Below are 22816 nucleotides of genomic sequence, written 5' to 3'. Positions count from 1 at the left end.
ACTGGACGATGATGCGCTGACCGACGAGGTCCTGACCGATGACGACCGATGTGACGGGGTGCCGATCGACCGTCCCGATGACGTTCGGCTCGCAGACGTTCGGCCCGCAGGATGCCGCCCATCGGACCTCCGCCCGGGGGAGCGCCGTGCGGAGGGGCGGGAACCGATAGTCCGCGCATCGGGACGGTCGTCGGCGCCGGTCGTCGTTCTCGGCCGAGATCGACGGTCATACGCCAGACATGCATTCGCGATATCGCCGATATACGGCGGGATGGTCATCCCCGATCCGGACGCGATCGCCGTGGCAACATCACCGCCCGGTCCCGGCGATGGCGCTGTCATGATGTTCGGCGTCCCCGGGAGCGCCGTCGGCGAGATCGGCATGACCGTTGTGCCAGCTGGCTTCGTTGGCTTGATGCCAGCTGACTTAGGCATGTCCGATGGATCCGATATCGATTGTGCAGTCATGGAACCGACGTTAGAGGGGAACCGGCCGTCGGGAAAACCGGGCAGAAAAAATGTGGATAAGTGGACGAATATGCCTCAGTTGAGTGTTCGCTGTGGATAACTTCGCGAAGTTATCCACGCAGACCGATCGCAAACGGTGCATAACCGCCCGCCGACGCTGTCCCCTCTAGCGCACATAATCGGTTTTTATGAGTCATATTCTTGTCAATGTCGCTTGGCCGTATGCGAACGGCCCCCGCCACATCGGCCATGTCGCCGGTTTTGGCGTCCCCTCGGACGTCTATGCACGCTTCGAGCGCATGAAGGGCAACGACGTGCTGATGGTGTCCGGCACCGACGAGCACGGCACCCCGATTCTGGTGGAGGCCGAGAAGGAAGGCCTTACCGCCCAGGAGCTCGCCAACCGCTACAACCGCGTGATCGCCAAGGATCTGTGCGATCTGGGCCTCAGCTACGATCTGTTCACCCGCACCACCACCGGCAATCACGAGCATGTGGTGCAGGAGCTGTTCAAGCAGTGCCTCGCCAACGGCTACATCTACAAGGGCGTCCAGCAGGTGGCCATCAGCCCCTCCACCGGTCGTACCCTGCCCGATCGCTATATCGAGGGCGAATGCCCGATCTGCCACGCGGACGGCGCCCGCGGCGATCAGTGCGACGCCTGCGGCAATGAGCTCGATCCGATCGATCTGATCAACCCCGTCTCCAAGATCAACGGCGAGACCCCGCGCTTCGAGGAGACCGAACACTACTTCCTCGACCTGCCCGCGCTGGCCGAAGCCAACCTCGCCTGGCTCAACACCCGTGAGGGATGGCGCACCAACGTCATCAACTTCTCCAAGGGCCTGTTCAAGGAAGTCAAGCCGCGCGCCATCACCCGCGACATCGACTGGGGCATCCCCGTGCCGGTGGAAGGCTGGATCGACAACCCGAACAAGAAGCTGTACGTGTGGTTCGACGCCGTGATCGGCTACCTGTCGGCCTCCATCGAATGGGCCCGCCGCAAGGGCGATCCCGAGGCATGGCGCGCCTGGTGGAACGATCCGGAGACCCCCGGCTACTACTTCATGGGCAAGGACAACATCACCTTCCACTCCCAGATCTGGCCCTCCGAGATGCTGGCCTACAACGGTCAGGGCTCCAAGGGCGGCGAAACCGGCAAGTACGGTCCGCTGAACATGCCCGAACAGGTCGTGGCCTCCGAGTTCATGACCATGGAAGGTAAGAAGTTCAGCTCCTCCCGCGGCATCGTGATCTACGTGAAGGACATCCTCTCGCGCTACCCGGTGGACGCCGTGCGCTACTACATCTCCGTGGCCGGCCCCGAGTCCTCCGACTCCGACTTCACCTGGGCCGAGTTCGTGCGCCACAACAACGAGGAGCTCGCCTCCGCATGGGGCAACCTCGTCAACCGCGTGGCCAACCTCATCGCCAAGAACTTCGGTTCCATCCCCGCCATCGACGAGAGCAAGCTCACCGATCAGGACCGCGCCCTGCTGGAGCAGACCGTCGCCGCGTTCGACACCGTCGGCGGATTCCTCGAGAAGCACCACCAGAAGGCCGCGCTGGCCGAGGCCATGCGCATCGTCGGCGAGATCAACAAGTACATCTCCGCCGTCGAACCGTGGAAGATCAAGGATGACGAAGCCCGTCTCGGCACCGTGCTGCACGTTGCCGCCCAGGCCGTCTCCGACGCCAACCACCTGCTCGCCCCGTTCCTGCCCCACTCCTCCCAGAAGGTGTGGGAGGCGCTCGGCGGCAAGGGCACGTTCTCCCCGCTGCCGCACATCGAAGAGGTGGAGGATCTCGACAAGCCCGGATTCACCTACCCGATCATCACCGGCGACTACAAGCTCGGCGTGAACGTGCATCCGTGGAAGAGCGAGCCCATCGAGGTCGGCGCCGAGGTGCCGAAGCCGAAGCCGATTTTCGCGAAGATCCCGAAGGAGGCCGTGGCCGAGGAGCTCGAACGCTTCCAGGCCGAGCTGGACGCCCGTCGCGCCAAGGAGGCCGAGCGCCTCGCCGCCGCCAAGGCCGAGCTGAAGAAGTAGCCGAAGCTGGCAACTGACTGCTGGCTGCTGGCAACTGGCTGCTGGCTGCTGATCCAGCAACATAAGGGCTGAAATCCCCGTTTCTGGCAATTTGCGGTGTCTTTTGGTTGTTTATTCGTCTTGAAAACGACCAGAAGGCACCGCAAAGTTGTGTTTTGGGAGATTCGTGCCCGGCTGTTCACAGTTCCCGCCCCACATTTTCAGGAAAGATTCAGGTTCTCATATCATTCCCCCAAGTATGGGCTGGTTATATAAGACATGTCAGCGGACAGCACCGCAGACGAGATTCCCGATCGAATCTGATAACTGAACCCTTCTTCTCTCTTCTCTCTCTAGCCCGGTGACCTTCTCTCCACCGGGCTTCTTCTTTTTCCGGACGGAGCGCTGCGTGTAGTGGACGGAGCACCGTGTTTCCCGACTGCAATCCGGTGAGTACAGCGTTTTACCCGGCTTGGTGGCGCGACGATCATCGGATTGGCCCGCATACTGTGTGGCAGATCTCATTGGCGTGCGGAGCGGCACATTTCCCGCGCATGATTTTCAGCTTATTTTCAGGTTATGGCATCGTTGCGTTCAGTAACGTCGGGTTATATGGGACATGTCAACGGAAACCCCGGAGGTGCAACCCGGAACAATCCGAACACATCCCACGGATGGTTCGACACGTCGGATCATTCGGTAAGCGGATGATAACTGAATCCTCATAACTGAACCCTTCTCTTCTCTCTTCCTTTCTCTGATTTCCCGGCGGCCAATCCCCGCCGGGTTTTTCTTTTCCACGCTTTCCGCCGCCCGCTATCGTCACGCCACCCCGCCATACTGGTGCGCATGAGCAAGCATCATCGCAACCGCAGCTGGGCGCCAGCCCCGGAACCGCTGACCGAATGGACCTATGACAATCACACGCATGTGAAGTCGGTGGTGCCGTTCTCCGCGGCCATGGCGCATGAGGCCGAGATCAAGGGACAGCCGCCGGTGCCGGTGTACAGCGAGGGGGAGCTGCTGGATCAGGCGGCCGCTGTCGGCATCAGGCAGATCATCGACGTGGGCTGCGAATACCCGCATCTTCAGGACGCGGTCGATCTGGCGAACGATTTTCCCGACCGGGTGCATGCCGCGCTGGCGATCCACCCCAACGAATCCGTGCTGCATGGGCACCGCGGAGCCAAGGGGCCGGACGGTCTGGAGCTCAAGTACAAGCCGTGGCATGATCTCGACTTCGACGCCGCGCTCGCCGAGGTCCATCGGCTGGCCACGGCGTATCCGGAACGGGTGGTGGCCATTGGCGAAACCGGTCTGGATTACTTCCGTACCGGCGACGAGGCTCGCGAATACCAGCGTGAGGCATTCCGCGCGCATATCGCGCTGGCCAAGGAGCTGAACCTGCCCATGCAGATCCATGATCGTGACGCCCACGCCGACTGCATCGACATTCTGCTCAGGGACGGCGCCCCGGAACGCACTGTGTTTCACTCGTATTCCGGTGACGCCGAAATGGGACGCATCGCCGCCGAACAGGGGTGGTATCTGAGCTTTTCGGGAACGGTGAGCTACAAGGGCAACGATGGTATCCGCGCCTCGCTGGCGATGATTGCCCCCGACCATATTCTGGTGGAGACCGACGCCCCGTATCTCACGCCGATGCCGTATCGCGGCCGGACCAATGCGCCGTACATGATTCCCTACACGCTGACCGCCATGGCGGATGTGCTGGGCATCAACGTCAACGAGATGGCGGCGATCACCCGTCGCAATACGCAGGCGGTGTACGGCATCTGACGCCGAGCTGAATCCGCCGACAACTGCCGCCATCCGGTACCGACCGGCACCATCCGGAACCAGCCGACAACCGCCTCCATCCGACGATATCCGGCGCGGTACCGTCCTATCGGACCCGACACTGTGCCGAAAGTTGTCGTGGGAATTTCACGGTCGGGGGAACAGTGGGGAGAATCTCGTGACCCGTTGGGATCGTTGATATTGAGCCGGCTTCCGACTGCCCGGTGTTGAACCGACCCCGCTATTCGCACACTGGCGTCCCGAGTGTGTTTAGTGCTTTTGCTCGGAGAGTGGTAGCCTTTTTCTTCGCATTGAGAAAATGTGAAGGTGTTATGGATTCGTAATCCATGAATGCGGCTGCCCGACAGCCGATGCAGTGCAGTAAACCGTTGTGTTGAATGCTGGAGGTTGCACATGGCGAAGCAGAATGACGTCGCCAATAACACCGCCGAAGATGCGGAGGCGGAAAGTACCGGCGGCGAGCCGGTAACCGAACAACCGGCCGGATCCGATACCCAGACCGGGACCATTCATATCGAGACCGAACAGTCTCTCAAGACCGCAGAATCCCCTGAAACAGTCCGGACCGCCAAGACAGTCCGGACCGCCAAGACCGCAGAGTCTGTCGCACAGTCAGTTAAGACTACACAGTCCGTTAAGACCACACAGACACAGTCCGATAAGACCGAACGGTCCGCACAGTCGGCTGAGAACACGTCCGCGAAGCCGGTGAACCCTGCGAAGCCCGCGAAACCGGGGAAGCCCGCGAAACCGGCGAAATCCGCAAAGAAGAACAAGCCGACGCAATCCACGACGAAATCTCAGGAGACGGCAAAGGCCGCGGTGACGAAGTCATCGGCTGCGAAGGCACCGACTGCGAAGACCACGACTGCGAAGACCTCATCGGCCGGGAAGTCCCCGTCGGCCGGGAAAACCCCGTCGTCGGCGAAGACCCCGAAGACCCAGCCGGCCTCCGACCCGTCGGATCCTTCGACCGCGGTGACGAGGGTGCTGCCGCCGATCTCGGTGACCGACACCGGATCGCTGCAGCTGACCGGTATCGTCAAGGCTCCGAAGATCTCGCATCACATCGTGCCTCCGGAGGAGAAGGCCGAGGCCGAACGCGCGAAGCGCGAAGCCGAGAAATCCGAGAAAAAGGCAAAAAAGACGCCGAAGACCCGGATCGGCAAATGGTGGCGTCGGGTGCAGAACAGCCCGGACCGCGTCACGCTGGCCATGGCGATCGTGGCGCTGGGCGTGGTGTACGGCGACATCGGTACCTCGCCGCTGTACATGGCGCAGTCCTTCGTCTCCGGTCAGGGCGGCATCCAGTACGCCGACCGGCAGTCCGTGCTCGGCCTGCTGTCACTGCTGTTCTGGTCGGTCACGCTGATCACCACGGTCAAGTACGTGCTGATCGCCATGCGCATCGACAACAAGGGCGAAGGCGGCATCTTCGCGCTGTATTCGATGGTCCGCCGGTACGGCAAATGGCTGGCGTATCCGGCCATGATCGGCGGTGCGGCGTTCCTCGCCGACTCCGTGCTCACCCCGGCCGTGTCGATCAGCTCGGCCGTCGAGGGTCTGCAGACCATCCCGCAGCTGGAACCGATCTTCGACGCCAACGACAATCTGACCCTGATGATCACCGTGTGCATCATCGTCGTGCTGTTTGCGATCCAGTCGCGCGGCACCGAAAGCATCGGCAAGGTGTTCGGCATCGTCGTGATGATCTGGTTCTCGTTCCTTGCCGTGGTCGGCGTGGCGAATCTCGGCACCGACTGGACGGTCTTCGCCGCGCTCAACCCGTGGTACGGCATCGACTTCCTGCTGTTCGACCCGGGCAACAAGGCCGGTCTCGCCGTGATGGGCACCGTGTTCCTCGCCACCACCGGTGCCGAGGCGCTGTACTCCGACATGGGCCATGTGGGTCGCGGCAACATCTACGCCACCTGGCCGTTCATCAAGATCGCCCTGATCCTCAACTACTTCGGTCAGGGTGCGTGGATCCTGCGCAACCAGCACAACGAATCCCTGTACGGGATCAAAAGCCTCAACCCGTTCTTCCAGATGATGACGCCGAACCTGCGTTCGGTGGCCGTCGTCCTGTCGGTGGCCGCCGGCGTGATCGCCTCGCAGGCCCTGATCACCGGCGCGTTCACCATGGTCTCCGAAGCCACCGGCCTCAACTGGATGCCCCACCTGCAGGTGCGCTACCCGGCCCGAACCCGCGGCCAGCTCTACATCCCGGCCGTCAACATCGTGCTGTGCGCCGCCACCCTGAGCGTGCTGGCCATGTTCAAGGATTCCGAGCACATCACCGCCGCCTACGGTCTGGCGCTGACGATCACGATGATCACCACCACGATCCTGCTGGCCGCCTACATCTGGTGCGCGTGGAAGCGGCGGGTGTTCGCCATCGTGTTCGCGATCCTGTTCCTCGCCATCCAGACGCTGTTCTTCATCGCCTCGATGTCGAAGTTCCTGCACGGCGGCTGGTTCACCATGCTGCTCACCCTCGCGATCCTGGGCATCATGGTCACCTGGGATCAGGGCACCAAGGTCGAGCGTTCGCAGCGCCGGCACATGTGGCCCAAGGAGTTCCTGCCCGCCCTCGACGCGCTGCACCGCGACTTCAAGATCCCGTACTACGCCGACAACCTCGTGTACCTGACGTCCGACCCCGAGCTGCGGCGTCTCGACACCGACATCTTCTACTCGATCTTCGCGAACCATCCCAAGCGGGCCCGCGCATGGTGGGCGGTCTCCGTGCAGGTGACCGACGACCCGTTCACGCGCGAATACTCGGTGGAGAACTTCGGCACCAGCTTCCTGTTCCGCGTGCGCATCCGCCTCGGCTTCAAGGTGAGCCAGAACGTGGCCACGTACCTGCATCAGATCATGCACGATCTGATCAACGACGGCACCCTGCCGCGGCAGACCGTGATCTACCCGAAGGTGGACGAGGACCCGGAGATCGGCACGATCCAGTACGTGCTGGTGCACAAGGCCCTGATGCCGGAATCCAAGATCACCTCGCGCGGCGCCACCTCGCTGCGCGTAAAGTACGCGATCCGTCATCTGGCCGGCAACCCGGTGAAATGGTTCGGCCTTGCCGCATATAACCCGGTGGTGGAGGTGCAGCCGCTGTTCGTCTCCACCAACAAGGTGCCGGCCTTGAAGCGCGTGGCTCTGCGACGGGCGAAGAAGCCGATCACCCTGCAGGAGATCCGCGCCGAACAGCGCGAGGAGGCGGAGAACGAGCGTGCGGCGGCCATCGCCGCGGCGGAAAGCGAAGCCGCGGCCCGGACGGAGTCGGTGGCGGGGTCGGTTCAGACGGACCTGACCCGTACGATCGAGGTGGACGGCCAGACCGTGGCCCATCCGCGTTCGAAACCGAACTTCGACCTGCGGCCGGCGTCAAGCGTGGGGGAGCCGGCCGAAAAGGCGGCGTAGGCAAGGCTCGGGGCAGGCCGTCAGATCGCGTCGGCGACGGGAACGGCCTCCCTACGACCCTTGGATGGCCGCCGGTCCCATCGGCCGGTCACCCCTTACGACCATTAGCCGGCCATCGGACGTTATAGCCATTCGCTATAACGCCGGTGGCACGTCGTATCCCACTGCCGCTATGGTAGGTGGCTATGTGCAGATTGTTGGGATACGCTACACCGGGGGACAACCTGAGTCTTGATGACGTGCTGACGAACTCCCAACTCGAGACGTTCCAGCAGATGGCCATCATCCACAACGACGGTTGGGGCGCGGCGCTGGTCACCGACCCGTATCAGCCGGCCGGCATCCGTGACGGCGGGGCGCCTACCCCGTCGAACAACGTGAGCGTGTACAAATCCACCTCCTCGGCCTACGCCGACCCGGTGTTCCGCTCCATCGAGTGTCAGGGCGCTCGAGGCGCGCTCTACCATCTGCGTCTGGCCTCCTCCGGACTGCCGCTGATCATGGAGAACCAGCAGCCCTTCTTCGCCGACGGCGTCTCGTTCATCCACAACGGCGACATCTCCGACGCCCATCAGCGCAACATCGTGCGCGCCCCGAGCAAGCCGGTCTCCGAACTCGACATGCTGCGCACCGGCGGCAAAAGCGATTCCGCCGTGTACTTCGCGCTGGTGCTCTCCTACTTCCACAAGGGCCTCGAACTGCCCGACGCCGTGCGCGAGGCCATCAAGGACCTGCGCGGCGGCTACCCGAAGTCCTCGTACAACTGCATGATCCAGACCGGTGACGAATTCATCTGCGTACACGCCGTGGGCAGCCTCGACCCCGAACCGGAGATCGAGGACCTCTACGCCCGCTACGGGCAGAAGGAGCACGCCCGCGACTACCGGCGCATCCGGTACCGTGCGCTCGCCGGCGGCGGCGTGGTGGCGGCCAGCTCCGGATTCGAGCAGCGCGAACGCGACGGCTGGCAGACGCTGGAGAACAACCGGATGATCGTGGCCTCCAACCGCACCGGCGAGTTCCATATCGAAGCGTTGTAAGCGGCCGGTCCTCGCCGCGCGAGGGAAGGTGGCCCGCATGAGGTGAAACGACCCGCGCGAGGTAAGCCGATCCGTGTGATCCGGCCCGCGCGAGGAAATCGGGGATTGCGCGGCATATCGATTATTCGTATAGCCCCGGTCGGGTGTTGCCGGCCCGTCTCGCGTAGGCTGATGAAGCATGACGATACGAGCCTTTGACTTTGCCCACCAGACCACGGTCCCGAATCCCAAGCATGTGGCCAGTCTGGTGCGGTTCTTCGAATCCGGCATCAAGACCCCCGATCACCGGGGCTTCGGCGTGGAGATCGAGCATCTGCCGATCCGCAAATCCACCGGCAAGGCGGTGACCTACGCCGAACCGCACGGCATCCGCAGCGTGCTGCAGGCACTCGCGCAGTTCTACGATCCCACCCGTGAATACTACGAGGACGGCCATCTGCTCGGTCTCGGACGCGACGGCATCGCGATCTCGCTGGAACCGGGCGGGCAGATCGAATGCTCGCTGGGCGTGCTTAGCCACGCCGACGATCTCGAACAGCTGTACACGGAATTCCGCCGGGACATCGATCCGATCCTCGACCGGTTCGGCATCCGCCTGATCAACTACGGCTACCAGCCCGACACCTCCTACAAGGAGATCGAGATCATCCCGAAGTCTCGCTACCACGCGATGCAGAAGTACTTCTCGCACATCGCACGATACGGGTTCTGCATGATGCGCGCGTCCGCCTCCACCCAGGTGAGCATCGACTACTTCAGCGAGAAGGACTCCATCGACAAGCTTCGCATCGGCACGGCGGTCGGCCCGATCCTCGCATGGTTCTTCCGTAACACCCCGTTCTTCGAGAAGGAGACGAACCCGTTCCCGCTGCTGCGTCAGGAGATGTGGGATCACATCGATCCGCAGCGCACCGACCAGCTGTGGGGCCTGTACGACGACAACTACGACTGGGAGCATTACGCGACGGACGTGCTCACCACCCCCGTGTTCATCGCCGATCTTTCGCACACCCCGGAATACACCGGCGACCGGCCCGTCTTCTCGGCGCCGTTCGATACGGCGGCCGATCTCTACCCGGATCGCGAACTGAACCAGGCGGAGATCAACCATCTGATCTCCACGCATTTCAACGACGTGCGACTCAAGAACTTCATCGAGCTGCGCCACTGGGATTCGCTGCCGCTGCCGCGTGCCCAGCGGCTCACCGAGATCGTCTCCTCGCTGTTCTACGACCGCTCCCAGTTCGAGGGGCTGCTGAGCTACTTCGACGGTCTGCGCGCGGTGGACGTGCGCGAGGCCAAGGCCGATCTGCAGGCCCACGGCGCCGACGCCCGCCCGTACGGGCAGTCGCTGGAGTTCTGGCGCGAGTTCCTGCACGCCGAGGGTACGCTCGACACCGAGCCGGGCGACCCCGAACGCCCGGAGGTCTTTCAGGAGTAGCCGGGAGGTCGCTTGGCCGGATCGTCTGGGTAGACCGGATTCGCCCGGAGGAGTAGGTTCGGTGGTATGAGCGAACATACGCATTCCACGGGCAATATCGGCGATCCGGGCCATGCGCGGCGGCTGATCATCGCGCTGTGCCTCTCCGCCACGATTCTGGTGGCGGAGATCGCCGGTGCGGCGGTCACCGGCTCTCTGGCGCTGATGGTGGACGCCGGCCACATGCTCACTGACATCTCGGTGCTGGCCGCCTCGACCGTGACCGCGGTGCTGATGCGACGCAAGCCCAGCGCCTCACGAACGTGGGGATGGGCGCGTCTTGAGGTGGTGACCGCGGCCGGCGGCGCGCTCGCCCTGCTGGCGGTGGGGCTGTTCGCGCTGATCGAGGCCGTACAGCGCCTGCTCGGCGGCGGCGAGCAGATGGAGGCGCCGCGGCTGCTATTGTTCTTCGGCGTGCTCGGCCTGCTGGCGAATATCGCCTCGATGATCATTCTCATGGGCGACCGGCAGTCCAACATGAACATGAAGGCCGCGTTCCTGGAAGTGGTCAACGACGCACTCGGCTCGGTGGCCGTGGTGGTGTCGGCTGTGCTGGTGATGACCACCGGATGGTCGAACTTCGATTCGATCGCCGGCACGGTGATCGCGCTGATGATGATCCCCCGCGCCGGCAAGCTGCTCCATTCCAGCATGCGGGTGCTGCTGGAGGAAACGCCGGAAGGGCTGGATCTCGACGCCGTACGCACCCATCTGCGCAACGTGCCGCATGTGGTGGACGTGCACGATCTGCACGCCATCACCGTGGCCACCGGACTGCCCACGCTGAGCGCCCATGTGGTGGTGGACGCCGAGAATGTCGACGACTACGCCGACGTGCTGACCTCGCTGCAGCAATGCGTGCGCGATCATTTCCCCGTGTCGGTGGAGCACTCCACCTTCCAGATCGAACCGGAAGGCTACGTCAACATCCGCGACGGCGTCTTCCACGAGTGACCCGGATCGTATCCGCGGCGATCGGATTGCGGTCGATCGGATTGCGGTCGACCGGCGCGGATTTCGTGCGATCGGATCGGTCGGTCAGATCTCGTAGGTGACGTCGGCGCGGTTGGCCAGATCACGATCCTCGGTGACGATGATCACGCAGTAGTCGTCGTGACGGGTCAGACCGGAGAGCAGGTCCCAGACCGTTTCCGCGGTCTCCTCGCCCAGCTGAGACGTCGGTTCGTCGGCCAGAATCACCGACGGCTCGCAGGACAGGGCGCGGGCGATGGCCGCGCGGCGGCGATCCAGCTCCTTGACCGCGGTCAGCGGCTTGTTCGCCATCTCCTCGGGGAAGTCGACCTGCTGCAGCAGCTGCTCGGCCAGAATCGGCTTGGGGCGCAGGAAGTTGCGGTTGGAGGCGTCCATCGCGGCCACCAGATTACGTACGGCGCTCCAGTCCGTGCGCACGGCACCGCGCTGGGGGATGAATCCCATGAAATGGCCGCGGAATTCCTGCGGCGTGTACTCGTGCAGGTCCTGGCTCTTGAACTGCACCTTGCCGTCGGTCGGTCGCACGATGCCGGCGAGCAGGCCGGTGACGGCCATGCGCTCCGCCTCGGAGGAGACCAGCACGGCATGGGTGCGGCGCTGGTAGAACTCGAGGCTCACGTCGTGCAGCACGTCGCCGCCGGCGCCTCCGCGGCCCGCCGCCACCGACACATGCTTCAGGGCCAGCGTCGGATAGGTCTTGAACGTGAACGTGTCCTTGCGGCTCTTGAGTTCGCGGTCCACCGCGCTGGCCGCATGTTCGACCTGCTCGGCCTCCGGGTCATCCGCCGTCACTTTCGGTTCGGAAGGTTCGTCGGTTTCGTCGTCGGTCTTGTCGCCAGTTTCGTCGTCCGTCTCGTCATCGGATTCCGGTTCCGCCGGCTCTGCCTGACCCGGCCCCGCCTGATCCTCCGGAGAATCGTCCTCTTCGCCGCCTGCGGTCATCGAAGGGGTCACCCGGATCTCCTCGACCGTTTCCTCGGCGTTCGTCGGGTCGTCGTAGACGATGTCGAATACGGGCTCGGTACGGTCGATCTTGTCGGGTTCGGTGGTGGTATCGGTCGGCTTGTTGGTTTCGGTGGTCTTGTCGTCGATCTTGTCGGTATCAGTCGTCTTGTCGCTCATCGTCACGCCTCCATTCGGGAACCGAGAATCGTCGTCGTCTTCATGGCCGTCATCCGCACGAAGCAGATCACCGCCGTCGCCACGAGCACGCCGACGCCGATCCAGACCATCCGCCAGATCATGCCTGCGTCAATGCTGGCGTTCGCTCCCGCGGCTAGCCAGTTCGATACCGGTCCGACCGAGAACGCGGCCGCGGCCACGCCGATCGCCCAGCCGACGAGCAGCGGGATCTGTGCCTCCAGCGCGAACTGGTTGGCGATGCCGCCGCGTCCGATGCCCACGGCGGTGAGGAATCCGATCTCCTCGGTCCGCCCGCGCATGCCGAGCGCCAGCAGCAGGACGATCAGCGCGGCACCGACCACGGCGAACACGATCAGCCCGGGCTTGAGCTTGGCGGCCAGGGACTTCAGCGGGGCGATCTTCGCGTCATAGTCGCTCAGCGTGGTGGAGCTGATCACGTAGTCGCTGGACAGGCCGGCCTTGCGCACGGCCTTGACGAACTTGTCGTAGTCGGAGGGGCTCTGCAGGATCATCGCCACGTCGAGATTGGTGGAGGTGCCGGCCTGATCGGTGGTGGAGAGCCCGAGCACGGTCATCGTGTAGTAGTTCGTGTAGATCGTGTTCTCCGGGTCGAGACCGGTCTTCGCCTCGGTCACGGCCGCGGTGTTGCGGTAGATGCCCGTCACCTTGAGGTTCTGCTTGGTGGAGGTCTTCGAGGGGTTCGTGGCGGTGAACGTGCTGCCCACCTTGAGGTTGTTGGCCTTGGCCAGCGATTCGGAGATGAGCGCCTGGCCGACGCTGTTCTCGTCATAGCCGAGGTTCTTGCCGCTGACGATCGTGTACTTGCCGTTGAGGCCGTCCTGTGAGGCGCTTTCGTCGGAGAAGCCGGTGATCGCGAAGGTGTCGGAGGCGAGCTTGCCGGTGAGCGAACCGGTGCCGTCGGAGGCGTTCGCCGTCTTCTTCACCTTGTCCAGCTTCACCGTGGTGGTCTCGCCGTAGTAGGCGTTGGTCAGCTGTATGCCGCTTTTCTGCACGTATTCGGAATACTGGTTCCAGGAAAGCCGGTACTTCGTCCAGTCGACCTTGCCGGCGTCCCCCTTGCCCTTGACCTGCGTGATGGTCTCGCGGTCGGGGCGGAACGTGACCGCCGGGGTGAGCTTGTCGTATTCGCTGCCGGTCGCCTTGGTCTCGGCGTTGATCACCGAAAGGCCGATCATCGATCCGAACGACACCGCCAGCGCGACGATCATGATCAGCAGCGTGCGCCACCAGCGGCGCCACATCGCCGACCATGCATTCTTCAGGACGAACATGTACTTCTCCAGTTCCACTTACATTGGCCGGGACGCACGGCCTGCGTGTGCATGGCAGGTCGGAGGCGTCCCGTGGCACCCACTATGGGCGCCCTACGTGAGATTTCTCTTGCCGAACCCTACCGCGGTTCTGCAAGAAGGCTGGGAGAACGCTGAAGACGGGGGTGATGGTTGCGAATCGTCCCGTGAATCCACGGCTCTCCCGGCCCTGCCGTTGCCGACTCTTTCACCGACTGTTTCGCCGACTGTTTCAGCGCTGCTTCAGCGGCTGAATCGGCTTCCAGTCCGGATCGTGCATCAGCGCGCGCGAATCCCACCAGCCAGCGACCAATTTCTTCAGTCCGCTGCCTACATGCTCGCGGTCCACCGCCACCAGACGGATCACCTCCTTGGCGAACGTGGCGACCGTGCCCATCGCGAACAGGAACGGACGATAGTCGCCGTTCGCCATGAAATAGCGGGCCATGTAGCCGCGGTTGCGCATGATGTGGTAGCGGTTCATGTCGGAGGTGGAATTGAGCTGGCGGAGGCCCGCGATGTCCCAGTTGCCGATCGTGCGGGTGCGGCGCATGACGCGGTCCGCCACGACGATCGGATTGGTGACCTTGCTGGCCAGATAGCCGTAGATCGTGTCGTCCCAGTAGATGAAGAACCGAGGATCGGGGAAGCCGACCTTCTCGACGATGTCGCGGCGGAACAGGCCGCCCTCGAAGCACAGCGTGTTCATCACCCGGTAGCCGGCGTGGCCGAACGCGGCCGGGGCGATCGGATTGGGAATGCCCAGCGGCACGATGAAATCGTACTGCCAGTAGAACGGACCGCCGTCGTAGTCGTAGCGGCTGCCCTGAATCACGTCATGGGAGGGCATCCACTTGGCGAGCATCCGCATGCCGTCGGGTTCGATGGCCACGTCGTCGTCCATCACCCAGAACCATTCGGCACCCAGCTCGTACGCCTTCCTCACGCCCGCCGAGAAGCCGCCGGCGCCGCCGAGGTTATCGGTCTGCGGCGCATACACCACGCGTCCCTGATTGCCGTCGGCGTCGACGATGGTCTTGCCCCACTGCGCGGTGATGCGCTCGCCGAACTCCTCGACCATCCTCCGGGTCTCGTCGGAATGCTCGTTGTCCACGATCACCACGCGCCACGGGGCCAGCGAGGACTGCTCGATCGATTCGAACAGCGTCTTCAGCAGCTCCTGACGCTTGTAGGTCACCACCACGATGGCCAGTTTGGCCGTCAGCTTTTTCGCCTCGGAAATTGAAACATCGTTCATGTGCCTAAGTCTCTCACCTCCCTAAGATTAGGAATCCGAGGAATCCGTATTGGAGATCCGGATCGGGATTCCGGGGGAATCCCGTATTGAGATCCGGGGGGAAATCCGTATCGGGGATCCGGGGGAATCCGGGATTTCGGGCGACCGGTCCGCGCACAATCCCCTCACCTCCCTAAGATGGGAACCATGATTCCGAATTTTGATGAGATCGACGAACTCCACCGCAAGTACGCTCCCTCGCAGGAGGCGTACGAGCTGGTCTACCGGCACTGCATGATCGTGGCGAACATCGTGCGCGAGCTGTGCCGCAGGCAGAACAACCTCTTCGTGCAGCGCTGCACCCTGGGCGAGGACATGATCCGCCAGTACACCACCCGAATCCCCCCGCGCCTGTTCAACACCGACAAGGCCGTGGTTGGCGCGCTGCTGCACGACATCGGCACGTATTCGGTGATCGACAACGACGGCTCCAACGGCGAGCCGGTGAGCTTCGACCGCGACCGCTACATCCTGCACGGCCTGGCCGGCTACGACCTGCTCAAGGCCGAGGGCGTGGACGAGGAGATCGCCGAGTTCTGCCGCAACCACACCGGCGTGGGCATCACAAAGAAGATGGTGGAGGAGCAGCATCTGCCGCTGCCGCCGGCCAACTACACGCCGAAGAACCTCGAGCAGGAGGTGGTGATGTACGCGGACAACTTCAACAGCAAGTCGTTCCCGCCGAAGTTCGTCACCGCCGCCAAGGCGATCAAGCGCTGCGCCAAGTTCGGCAAGGAGAACGAGGACCGCATGCGCGAGCTGGTGGGCATCTACGGCGAGCCGAAGAACCTCAGGGAGCTGGCGGAGAAGTACGGTCAAGAGATCGTGGACGCCTGATCTCGTGCCGTCCGTCGTGCGGCTGACCGGTGATGGGTCGGTGACGGATCGGCGACATCGTCGGCGGCTGACCGGTCCGGTGCGCGTCAAAGAACTGTGCGCGTACCGGGCCGATCGGCGGCATTTTAAAGTACGGCATGTATCATCTGACTCTGTGCATGCCCTGTGATCGCCATGTCGGCCGCCGTTTCGGTGCGTGGCGGCGGGCGCGGCGCATGCGGCGAACGGACGAGACGTACGACAGCATGATGGCGTAACGCATGATGGCGTACGACGACAACGACAACATGATGGGCGGTTGTTATGCAGGCATACCCACGGCATTGCAAGTCGAAGGGCCATCGGCTCCTGGAACAGATGTCCCTGCCGGCCAAGGTGGGATTCGGCGTCGTCTCCGCGATCCTCGGCCTGTTCCTCTCCGTGGTTGGCGTGTACGCCGTCTCCGCGATCTCGATGTGGTATGAAGCCAACAGGATGATCGACTCCGCCGAAAGCCTGGCGAACTCCGCGCTCGGCTGCGGCGGCGACACCGACATCGCCACCGCCTCGAAGCAGCTGGTGACCTCCACCCGCAAGCTGCGCGACGAATTCAACAGTCCGAAATGGACGCTGGTGGAGAAGCACACCTCCTACGGCAACGACATCGTCGCCGTGAGGACCATGCTCGATTCGATGGGCACGCTGGTCGACGGCCCCTTCACCGATCTGCTCAATCTTTCCGACCGGCTCAACGGCTTCTCGATGAAGAACAAGACCGTCGACGTCAGCGCCCTGATGGATGCGCCGAAGATTCTCAAGAGCGCGCACAAGGACATCAATGCGCAGGTGAAGGCCCTTGACGCCGTGCCCGAGACCAAGATCGGCAAGCTCAATCAGGCCGTGCAGATGGAGAAGGCGGGTCTGCAGTCCGTGGACTCCACGCTCACCGAATACACGAATCTGGTGAACGCCCTGCCCGACCTGCTCGGCGAGAAGGGCGAACGGACGTATCTGATGGCCGTGTACAACCCGGCCGAGCTGCGTTCCGGCGGCGGCATGGTCGGCACGGTGGCCGAGATCACCGCCAACAAGGGCAAGGTGACGATCGAGGACTTCAACAGCACGATCAACTTCACGTACGGCACCGCGCCGTTCGATAGTCAGAACGTTCAGGAGGCCGCGATCTTCGGCGATCAGGTGTACCGGTATCCGCAGACTACCACGGTGAATCCGAACTACCAGCGTGCGGCCGTGAACCTCAAGAACCTGTGGAAGGCGCAGAAAGGCAATAAGAACAAGAACGTGGCCGGTGTGATCGCGGTCGATCCGGTGTTCCTCCAGTCGCTCGTCGGGGCGACCGGTTCCGTCACGCTCGACGACGGCAAGGTGGTGGACGGCACCTCCACCGTCAAGTTCTTCCTCAAGGACCTGTACGTGGACCACCCCGATTTCAACGAGCAGAACCAGTACGTGGACGAGGCCTCGAAGAAGATCATGAACAGCATCTTCTCCAACCTCAACAGCTCCACCGTCTCCGGCGTGCTCAAGAGTCTGCGCGACACCTCGCAGTCCGGCCACTTCAAGATGTGGATGAAGGACCAGAGCGAGTTCGACGCCCTGGTGGACACGAACATCATCAATGAGAACGCGGCCGGCAAGCTGCCCGACAGCGAGACCAACCCGGTCACCGGCGTGTACCTCACCGAGGCTCAGCCCAGCAAGCTCGACTGGTATCTGCAGACCGAGACCGAGGTGATCAAGACCTGCGACGAGAACTACCAGTCGATGCAGAACCGTCTGACCGACAAGGTGGACGCCTGGCCGCGCGCGACCTCGCTGGCCCGGGTATCCAGCGACGATCTGGGTGACGAATACACCGTCACGTTCACGATGAAGAACACGCTGACCAAGGATCAGGTCAAGAAGCTGCCCAGCTTCGTAGTCGGCGAGAAGGCGCCCGGCAAGATGCAGCTGCGCCTCTTCCTCATGGCTCCCAAGGGCGGCGAGATCACCTCCGTGGCGTATGAGAAGGCCGATTTCATCTCCAACGGCGAGGTGGAGGACCATCAGTTCATGAACATCAAGATGGCCGATCTCGGCCCCGGCGAGTCGATGACGATCGCGTACACGGTGCGCGTGCCGAAGACCGCCAAGGCCGCGCTGAACATGGTCACCACGCCGATCATCAACGAGACCGGCATTCAGACCGGTTCCGGCGGCAAGGTGACCGACAAGTGCTCGGCCAGCCAGGCGAACCCCTCGACCCCGGCGCCGAGCGGATCGACGTCGAGCGCGCAGTCGCAGTCCTCCTCGGCGGCCGGCTCCGCAGGTTCCGCCGGCTCCGGTAGCGGTTCAGGATCCGGTTCGGGGGCCGGATCGTCCGCGGGTTCGGGGTCGACTGCCGACGCGACCGATCCGATGGCTTCGGTGGACGAGCTGAAGAGCCGGTTCTCCTGCCCGGTGGACATCCGGGCCATGGCCGGCTGACGGTATCGGTTGCTGATCGGACTGGTGGTTGACCGGACTGGCGATTGACCGGGCCTGTGGTTGATCTGCTGGTGGTTGACCGGGCCTGTGGCCGCGGTTGGTGCTCGGCCGCGTTTCTGAGTATGGTGGTGGGCTAGTGTGCGTGGAACACGGCCGTCGTGCCGTTCCCGCATACGTTCAGCGATACGGATATGACGGAACGGAACAACAGTGGCCGACGACAACGCAACCAACAGTAGCGGCGCTCACGGCGAGGGCGATCGGGAGACGTCCCCGGACGGCAAGCGTCGAGTGAGCCAGCAGACGCATGTGGAACTTAAGAGGGGCATGGAGACGCGCCATCTGCGCATGATCTCGCTTGGCGGCGTGATCGGCACCGGCCTATTCCTCAGCTCCGGATTCACGATCGCCACGGCAGGCCCGATCGGCACGATCCTGGCCTACGCCATCGGTGCGGTGATCGTGTATCTGGTGATGCTGTGCGTCGGCGAGCTGTCGGTGGCGATGCCGGTGAGCGGTTCGTTCCATGTGTACGCCGAGAAGTTCATCGGACCGGCCACCGGATTCGTGATCGCGATCCAATACTGGATCACTTGGACGGTGGCGTTGGGTTCGGAGTTCACCGCGGCCGGTCTGCTGATGCAGCGGTGGTTCCCGCATACGCCCACATGGATGTGGAGCGCGGCGTGCATTGTGCTGATCTTCTCCGTCAACGCGCTGTCCGTGCGTGTGTTCGGCGAGGCGGAGTTCTGGTTCGCGTCGATCAAGGTGATCGCGATCTGCGCGTTCATCCTCATCGGCGGCGCGGCGATCTTCGGTCTCATCCCCATCTCCGGCTACGACCACGCGCCGATGTTCCACAATCTGGTGAAGGACGGCATCTTCCCGAACGGATTCATGCCGGTGTTCACCACGATCCTCACCGTCAACTTCGCCTTCAGCGGCACCGAGATCATCGGCGTGACCGCCGGCGAGACGCGCAACCCCGAGGAGGCCGTGCCGAAGGCCATCCATACCACGCTGTGGCGTCTGGTGCTGTTCTTCATCGGATCGATCGTGGTGATGGCCTCACTGATCCCGTGGCGTCAGGCGGGCGTCGACGAAAGCCCGTTCGTGCTGGTGTTCAACGCGATCGGCCTGCCGTTCGCCGGTGACATCATGAACTTCGTGGTGCTCACCGCCGTGCTGTCCGCGGCGAATTCCGGTCTGTACGCCTCCACGCGCATGGTGTGGTCGCTGGGCCATGAGCGGATGATTCCGGTGTGGTTCGCCAAGACGAACCGACGCGGCGTGCCGATGCTGGCCCTGTGCGCGTCGATCGCCGGCGGTCTGCTGGCGCTGCTGTCGTCGGTGGTGGCCGCCTCGACCGTGTATCTGGTGCTCGTAGCGATCTCCGGCCTGTCGGCCGTGGTGGTGTGGATCGCCATCGCCTACTGCGAGATCCGCTTCCGTCAGGAATGGCGGAAGACGGGCCATACGGACGCCGACCTCAAGTACCGGACTCCGGGCTTCCCGTGGGTGCCGTGGGCGGCGTTCATTCTGTGTACGGCCTCGTGCGTGCTGGTGGTGTTCGATGTCTCGCAGCGGTTCGCGCTGGTGGCCGAGATCGTGTTCATCGTGCTGTGCTACGCGATCTACTTCATCAAGCGCTGGCTTGGCGGCGAGCGACGCGAGGAGCATCTGGTGACGTTCGCCTGGGAGAAGGGCGTGACGGGCGATAAAGCTGCTGAAACGGTCAAGACAGGCGAGCCGGGTTCGATGACGGAACCGGGCAACTCGGCAGAGCAGATCACTCCGATGGTTCAGGACAAACAAGGCAGATAATGCAAAAGCCGGCCCCCGTTCGGGGGTCGGCTTTGTGTACAAGCGCTACGGATGCGGAATCTCTGCACAACAACTCTGTCGTGGCGGTAAGTCTTATCAAATCCGCCCAACATGATGTAATCATGGTGATCATTTACTTTTGTGGGCTCCGCTGTTCTGTTTTGCTTGTAGTTCCTATTATCTCCACGTCGGCGCGAAAATCAAGCCGAAACTACGTATTTGACCGGTTTGTGCCGAAGTGTTGCGAAGTGATCGGCCGCGTGCGTTTTTATGGATGAAACCGTGCCGTTTCTGAGCTGAACCGTGTCGAATTGTTCGTGTGAGCGCTCATTGTGGATAACTCGCCGTGCAAATTCACGTTTGACCACATACCCCGATTTTTCCTTCGCCCGCAGGCTCGGCCTGCCACAATCGGGGCATGACCACAGTATCGACCTCAGCACATGTTTCCTCCGTATCCTCCGTACCTTCCTCCGCGTCTTCCGTCGTATCCGGGCCGGCGTCCGGGGCGGTGTCCGGACCGACGGTCGTCGGTGGGCGCGTCCCTCCCTCGCCGCAGCGGTTCTATGTGCGCGATTCCGGCGAACGCCGTCTTCTGTCCGACGCTCGTACCGACGGCAGAACCATTGCCGGCTCCGGTCTCGGTTCCGTCGTCCGCACTGGTGCCGACTCGTCTTCCCTGCGTACGCCCGAAGGACGTTCGTGCGATCTGCCCGGTACGGTGATGTTTCTCTCGGCGTCCGGCGGGGTAGGGGTCAGCGTATTCGCGGCGATGTGCGCGTGGCAGTGCGCCCGATCCGGACTCTCCTGCGCTCTGGCTGATCTGGATCTGCAGGCCGGTGGCATCGACGTGACTCTTGGCATGGAGGCCGAACCCGGACTGCGGTGGGGCGACATCAATGCCCCGTTGGGCAGGATGGAGCCGGATGCGCTCAGGCACGAACTGCCGAAATGGGAGGGTATCCCCGTGCTTGCCGCCGATTCGTGGGCCGCATCCACGCCGGATTGGTGGGAGGTGCAGGCGGCCCTGCGCGCATTGGACGAAGCGCATGACGTGACGGTGCTTGATGCGGGACATTCCCGGCAGCGGCGGGAACTGCGCCCGGCATTGGCCGTGCTGGTGACGGAGCTGAGCGTACTGGGCCTGGCCCGGACGAAGGCCGAACTCGCCATGCTGTCGGGCGGTCCGGTCGCGCTGGTCGGGGTCGCTCCGTCATGGACGTCGAAAACCGGGACGGTGGACCCCGATGAGGCACAGGACTATCTCGGTCGTGAACTGATGGGCGTGATGCCGAAGGACTCTTCCCTTGGCCGATCGGTGCTGGAGGGAACGGGGATACCGGCGATCCCGCGTCGCAGCCGCAAGCTCGTGGAGGCGGTCTGCGAGCGGATCGAACGGGAATGCTGCTCCTTGACGGAAACGGGCGGGAGACCGGCCGGTTCCGCTTCGCCCGGAGGGTCGTCGGGATCGTCCGGCGGATCGCGATTCGGCGTGCTGCGGGGAAGGCGGTGAATCATGGAGGATCGATTGATCTTCGGGCCGTTGGACACGCTGGCGCATGACGCTTCGATCACCGACGTGGCGGTCACCTGCGACGGGCGGATCTGGGCGGATCGTGGCCACGGCATGGAAGAACGCTGGGTGCCGATGGGGTTTCGTTCGCCTCAGGTGGTGCGTGAATACGCCGTGCAGCTCTGCGCGCAGCTGGGACGGCGGTTGGATGATTCGCATCCGATCGCCGACGCCTCCACGGTCGACGGCATCCGCATCCATGCGGTGATCGCGCCGCTGGTCTCTCAGGGTGCGGCGCTTTCGATCCGATTCCCGGATCGTACGCTGGCGACGCTGCCGTCGTTGGGAGCCTCCGGCATGTTCCCACCCATCTGGGGGTCGGTGCTGCGGGGTCTGGTGGACGGTCGGGCCACGGTGCTGATCACCGGCGGCACCGGCACCGGCAAGACCACGCTGCTCAAGGCGATGCTCGCCCAATGCGATCAGCGGGAGCGGATCGTCAGCGTGGAGGAGACCCGTGAACTGGGTGATCTGCCTCATGGTGACCATGTGTCGATGGTGGTCCGCGAAGCCAACGTGGAGGGCCAGGGTGCGGTTGATCTGTCCGATCTGGTCAAGGCGACGCTACGTATGAGGCCGGATCGTGTGGTGCTGGGGGAGTGTCGTGGCGAGGAGATCGCCGATCTGCTGCGGGCATTGAATTCCGGGCACCACGGCGGCATGACCACATTGCACGCCGACAGCGTGGGTCGGGTGCCATCGCGATTGCAGACGCTGGGACTGCTGGCGGGTCTTGATCCGGCGGCACTGTCGATGCTGGCCGAGGGTGCGTTCGATGTGGTGCTTCATCTGGAGCGTTGCAACGGGCGTCGTCGGATCGCGCAGATCGGCGTGCTGCAGGTCGATCGTGATCGTCTGCTGACGGGGCGGATACTCAGCGAATGGGATGGCGGGGGACGCCCGCGATGCCATGACGGCTGGGCTGAGTTCGTGCGTCGGTGGACTGGCGGTGCCGGTGCGGTCGGAGGATCTGGCGTGGCCGGCGGCGGTCGTGGGCGACTGGGACCGGATTGCCCGACGGCGGTTGCCGCCACCGCGACCTCGATGGGTCTGACGGAATCGAACTGGATCGGTTGGAGGTGATCGACGATGAGCGTGA

The 22816-nt window shown here is 63.4% G+C and carries 13 protein-coding genes and 1 pseudogene; 11 read left to right on the top strand and 3 right to left on the bottom strand.

Annotated elements, in window-relative coordinates; translation table 11 throughout:
• The first annotated feature begins 656 nt into the window (after positions 1-656).
• From metG to CSQ87_RS02835, 6 genes are all read left to right on the top strand, one after another.
• Positions 657-2519 (top strand): methionine--tRNA ligase, encoded by a 1863-nt coding sequence (metG, locus tag CSQ87_RS02865; protein WP_100512359.1) that lies wholly within the window; start codon positions 657-659, stop codon positions 2517-2519.
• An 828-nt stretch (positions 2520-3347) separates the two neighbouring features.
• Positions 3348-4298, top strand: a complete 951-nt coding sequence (locus CSQ87_RS02860) for a TatD family hydrolase (RefSeq protein ID WP_100512358.1) — start codon at positions 3348-3350, stop codon at positions 4296-4298.
• A gap of 414 nt (positions 4299-4712) precedes the next feature.
• Positions 4713-7754 carry a KUP/HAK/KT family potassium transporter gene (locus CSQ87_RS02850; protein WP_207761080.1) on the top strand — a complete coding sequence of 1014 codons (3042 nt, stop codon included), beginning with the start codon at positions 4713-4715 and terminating at the stop codon, positions 7752-7754.
• Between the two features lie 185 nt (positions 7755-7939).
• Positions 7940-8794, top strand: a complete 855-nt coding sequence (locus CSQ87_RS02845; RefSeq protein ID WP_100512356.1) for a class II glutamine amidotransferase — start codon at positions 7940-7942, stop codon at positions 8792-8794.
• Between the two features lie 178 nt (positions 8795-8972).
• Positions 8973-10235, top strand: a complete 1263-nt coding sequence (locus CSQ87_RS02840) for a glutamate-cysteine ligase family protein (protein WP_100512355.1) — start codon at positions 8973-8975, stop codon at positions 10233-10235.
• Between the two features lie 66 nt (positions 10236-10301).
• Positions 10302-11228, top strand: coding sequence for a cation diffusion facilitator family transporter (locus CSQ87_RS02835; protein ID WP_100512354.1), 927 nt, complete (start codon positions 10302-10304; stop codon positions 11226-11228).
• 84 nt (positions 11229-11312) lie between these two features.
• On the opposite strand, the gene CSQ87_RS02830 is transcribed toward CSQ87_RS02835, so the two are convergent.
• The 3 genes from CSQ87_RS02830 to CSQ87_RS02820 all read right to left on the bottom strand — a co-directional run bounded on the left by CSQ87_RS02830 (position 11313) and on the right by CSQ87_RS02820 (position 14978).
• The gene (locus tag CSQ87_RS02830) at positions 11313-12389 is read right to left on the bottom strand and encodes an ATP-binding cassette domain-containing protein (protein ID WP_100512353.1); all 1077 of its coding nucleotides are present in this window, start codon (positions 12387-12389) and stop codon (positions 11313-11315) included.
• Between the two features lie 2 nt (positions 12390-12391).
• Positions 12392-13720, bottom strand: a complete 1329-nt coding sequence (locus tag CSQ87_RS02825) for an FtsX-like permease family protein (protein ID WP_100512352.1) — start codon at positions 13718-13720, stop codon at positions 12392-12394.
• Positions 13721-13952: 232 nt separating this feature from the next.
• A complete protein-coding gene (locus tag CSQ87_RS02820; protein ID WP_100512351.1) occupies positions 13953-14978 on the bottom strand; it encodes a glycosyltransferase family 2 protein in 1026 nt (341 codons plus the stop codon).
• Positions 14979-15155: 177 nt separating this feature from the next.
• Between CSQ87_RS02820 and CSQ87_RS02815 the strand changes: the two genes are divergently transcribed.
• From CSQ87_RS02815 to CSQ87_RS02795, 5 genes and pseudogenes are all read left to right on the top strand, one after another.
• A complete protein-coding gene (locus CSQ87_RS02815) occupies positions 15156-15854 on the top strand; it encodes an HD domain-containing protein (RefSeq protein WP_100512350.1) in 699 nt (232 codons plus the stop codon).
• Positions 15855-16211: 357 nt separating this feature from the next.
• Positions 16212-18320, top strand: coding sequence for a DUF4012 domain-containing protein (locus CSQ87_RS02810; protein WP_243388806.1), 2109 nt, complete (start codon positions 16212-16214; stop codon positions 18318-18320).
• 210 nt (positions 18321-18530) lie between these two features.
• A pseudogene (locus CSQ87_RS02805) lies at positions 18531-19976 on the top strand (amino acid permease); the annotation flags it as partial.
• Positions 19977-20712: 736 nt separating this feature from the next.
• Positions 20713-21657, top strand: a complete 945-nt coding sequence (locus CSQ87_RS02800) for a CpaE/TadZ family protein (protein ID WP_100512347.1) — start codon at positions 20713-20715, stop codon at positions 21655-21657.
• A gap of 3 nt (positions 21658-21660) precedes the next feature.
• The gene (locus CSQ87_RS02795; RefSeq protein ID WP_100512346.1) at positions 21661-22800 is read left to right on the top strand and encodes a TadA family conjugal transfer-associated ATPase; all 1140 of its coding nucleotides are present in this window, start codon (positions 21661-21663) and stop codon (positions 22798-22800) included.
• Positions 22801-22816: the final 16 nt, after the last annotated feature.

This window comes from Bifidobacterium simiarum, assembly GCF_002802905.1.
Taxonomy (GTDB): domain Bacteria; phylum Actinomycetota; class Actinomycetes; order Actinomycetales; family Bifidobacteriaceae; genus Galliscardovia; species Galliscardovia simiarum.
The sequence above is the reverse complement of the archived record's forward strand: the minus strand, read 5'-3'. Positions and strand labels throughout refer to the sequence as shown.

Coding starts and splice junctions, on each gene's coding strand:
- CSQ87_RS02830 (WP_100512353.1), bottom strand. CDS start 12,389: ATGAGCGACAAGACGACTGATACCGACAAGATCGACGACAAGACCACC.
- CSQ87_RS02815 (WP_100512350.1), top strand. CDS start 15,156: ATGGGAACCATGATTCCGAATTTTGATGAGATCGACGAACTCCACCGC.
- CSQ87_RS02835 (WP_100512354.1), top strand. CDS start 10,302: ATGAGCGAACATACGCATTCCACGGGCAATATCGGCGATCCGGGCCAT.
- CSQ87_RS02795 (WP_100512346.1), top strand. CDS start 21,661: ATGGAGGATCGATTGATCTTCGGGCCGTTGGACACGCTGGCGCATGAC.
- CSQ87_RS02860 (WP_100512358.1), top strand. CDS start 3,348: ATGAGCAAGCATCATCGCAACCGCAGCTGGGCGCCAGCCCCGGAACCG.
- CSQ87_RS02850 (WP_207761080.1), top strand. CDS start 4,713: ATGGCGAAGCAGAATGACGTCGCCAATAACACCGCCGAAGATGCGGAG.
- CSQ87_RS02810 (WP_243388806.1), top strand. CDS start 16,212: ATGTCCCTGCCGGCCAAGGTGGGATTCGGCGTCGTCTCCGCGATCCTC.
- CSQ87_RS02845 (WP_100512356.1), top strand. CDS start 7,940: ATGTGCAGATTGTTGGGATACGCTACACCGGGGGACAACCTGAGTCTT.
- CSQ87_RS02840 (WP_100512355.1), top strand. CDS start 8,973: ATGACGATACGAGCCTTTGACTTTGCCCACCAGACCACGGTCCCGAAT.
- CSQ87_RS02820 (WP_100512351.1), bottom strand. CDS start 14,978: ATGAACGATGTTTCAATTTCCGAGGCGAAAAAGCTGACGGCCAAACTG.
- metG (WP_100512359.1), top strand. CDS start 657: ATGAGTCATATTCTTGTCAATGTCGCTTGGCCGTATGCGAACGGCCCC.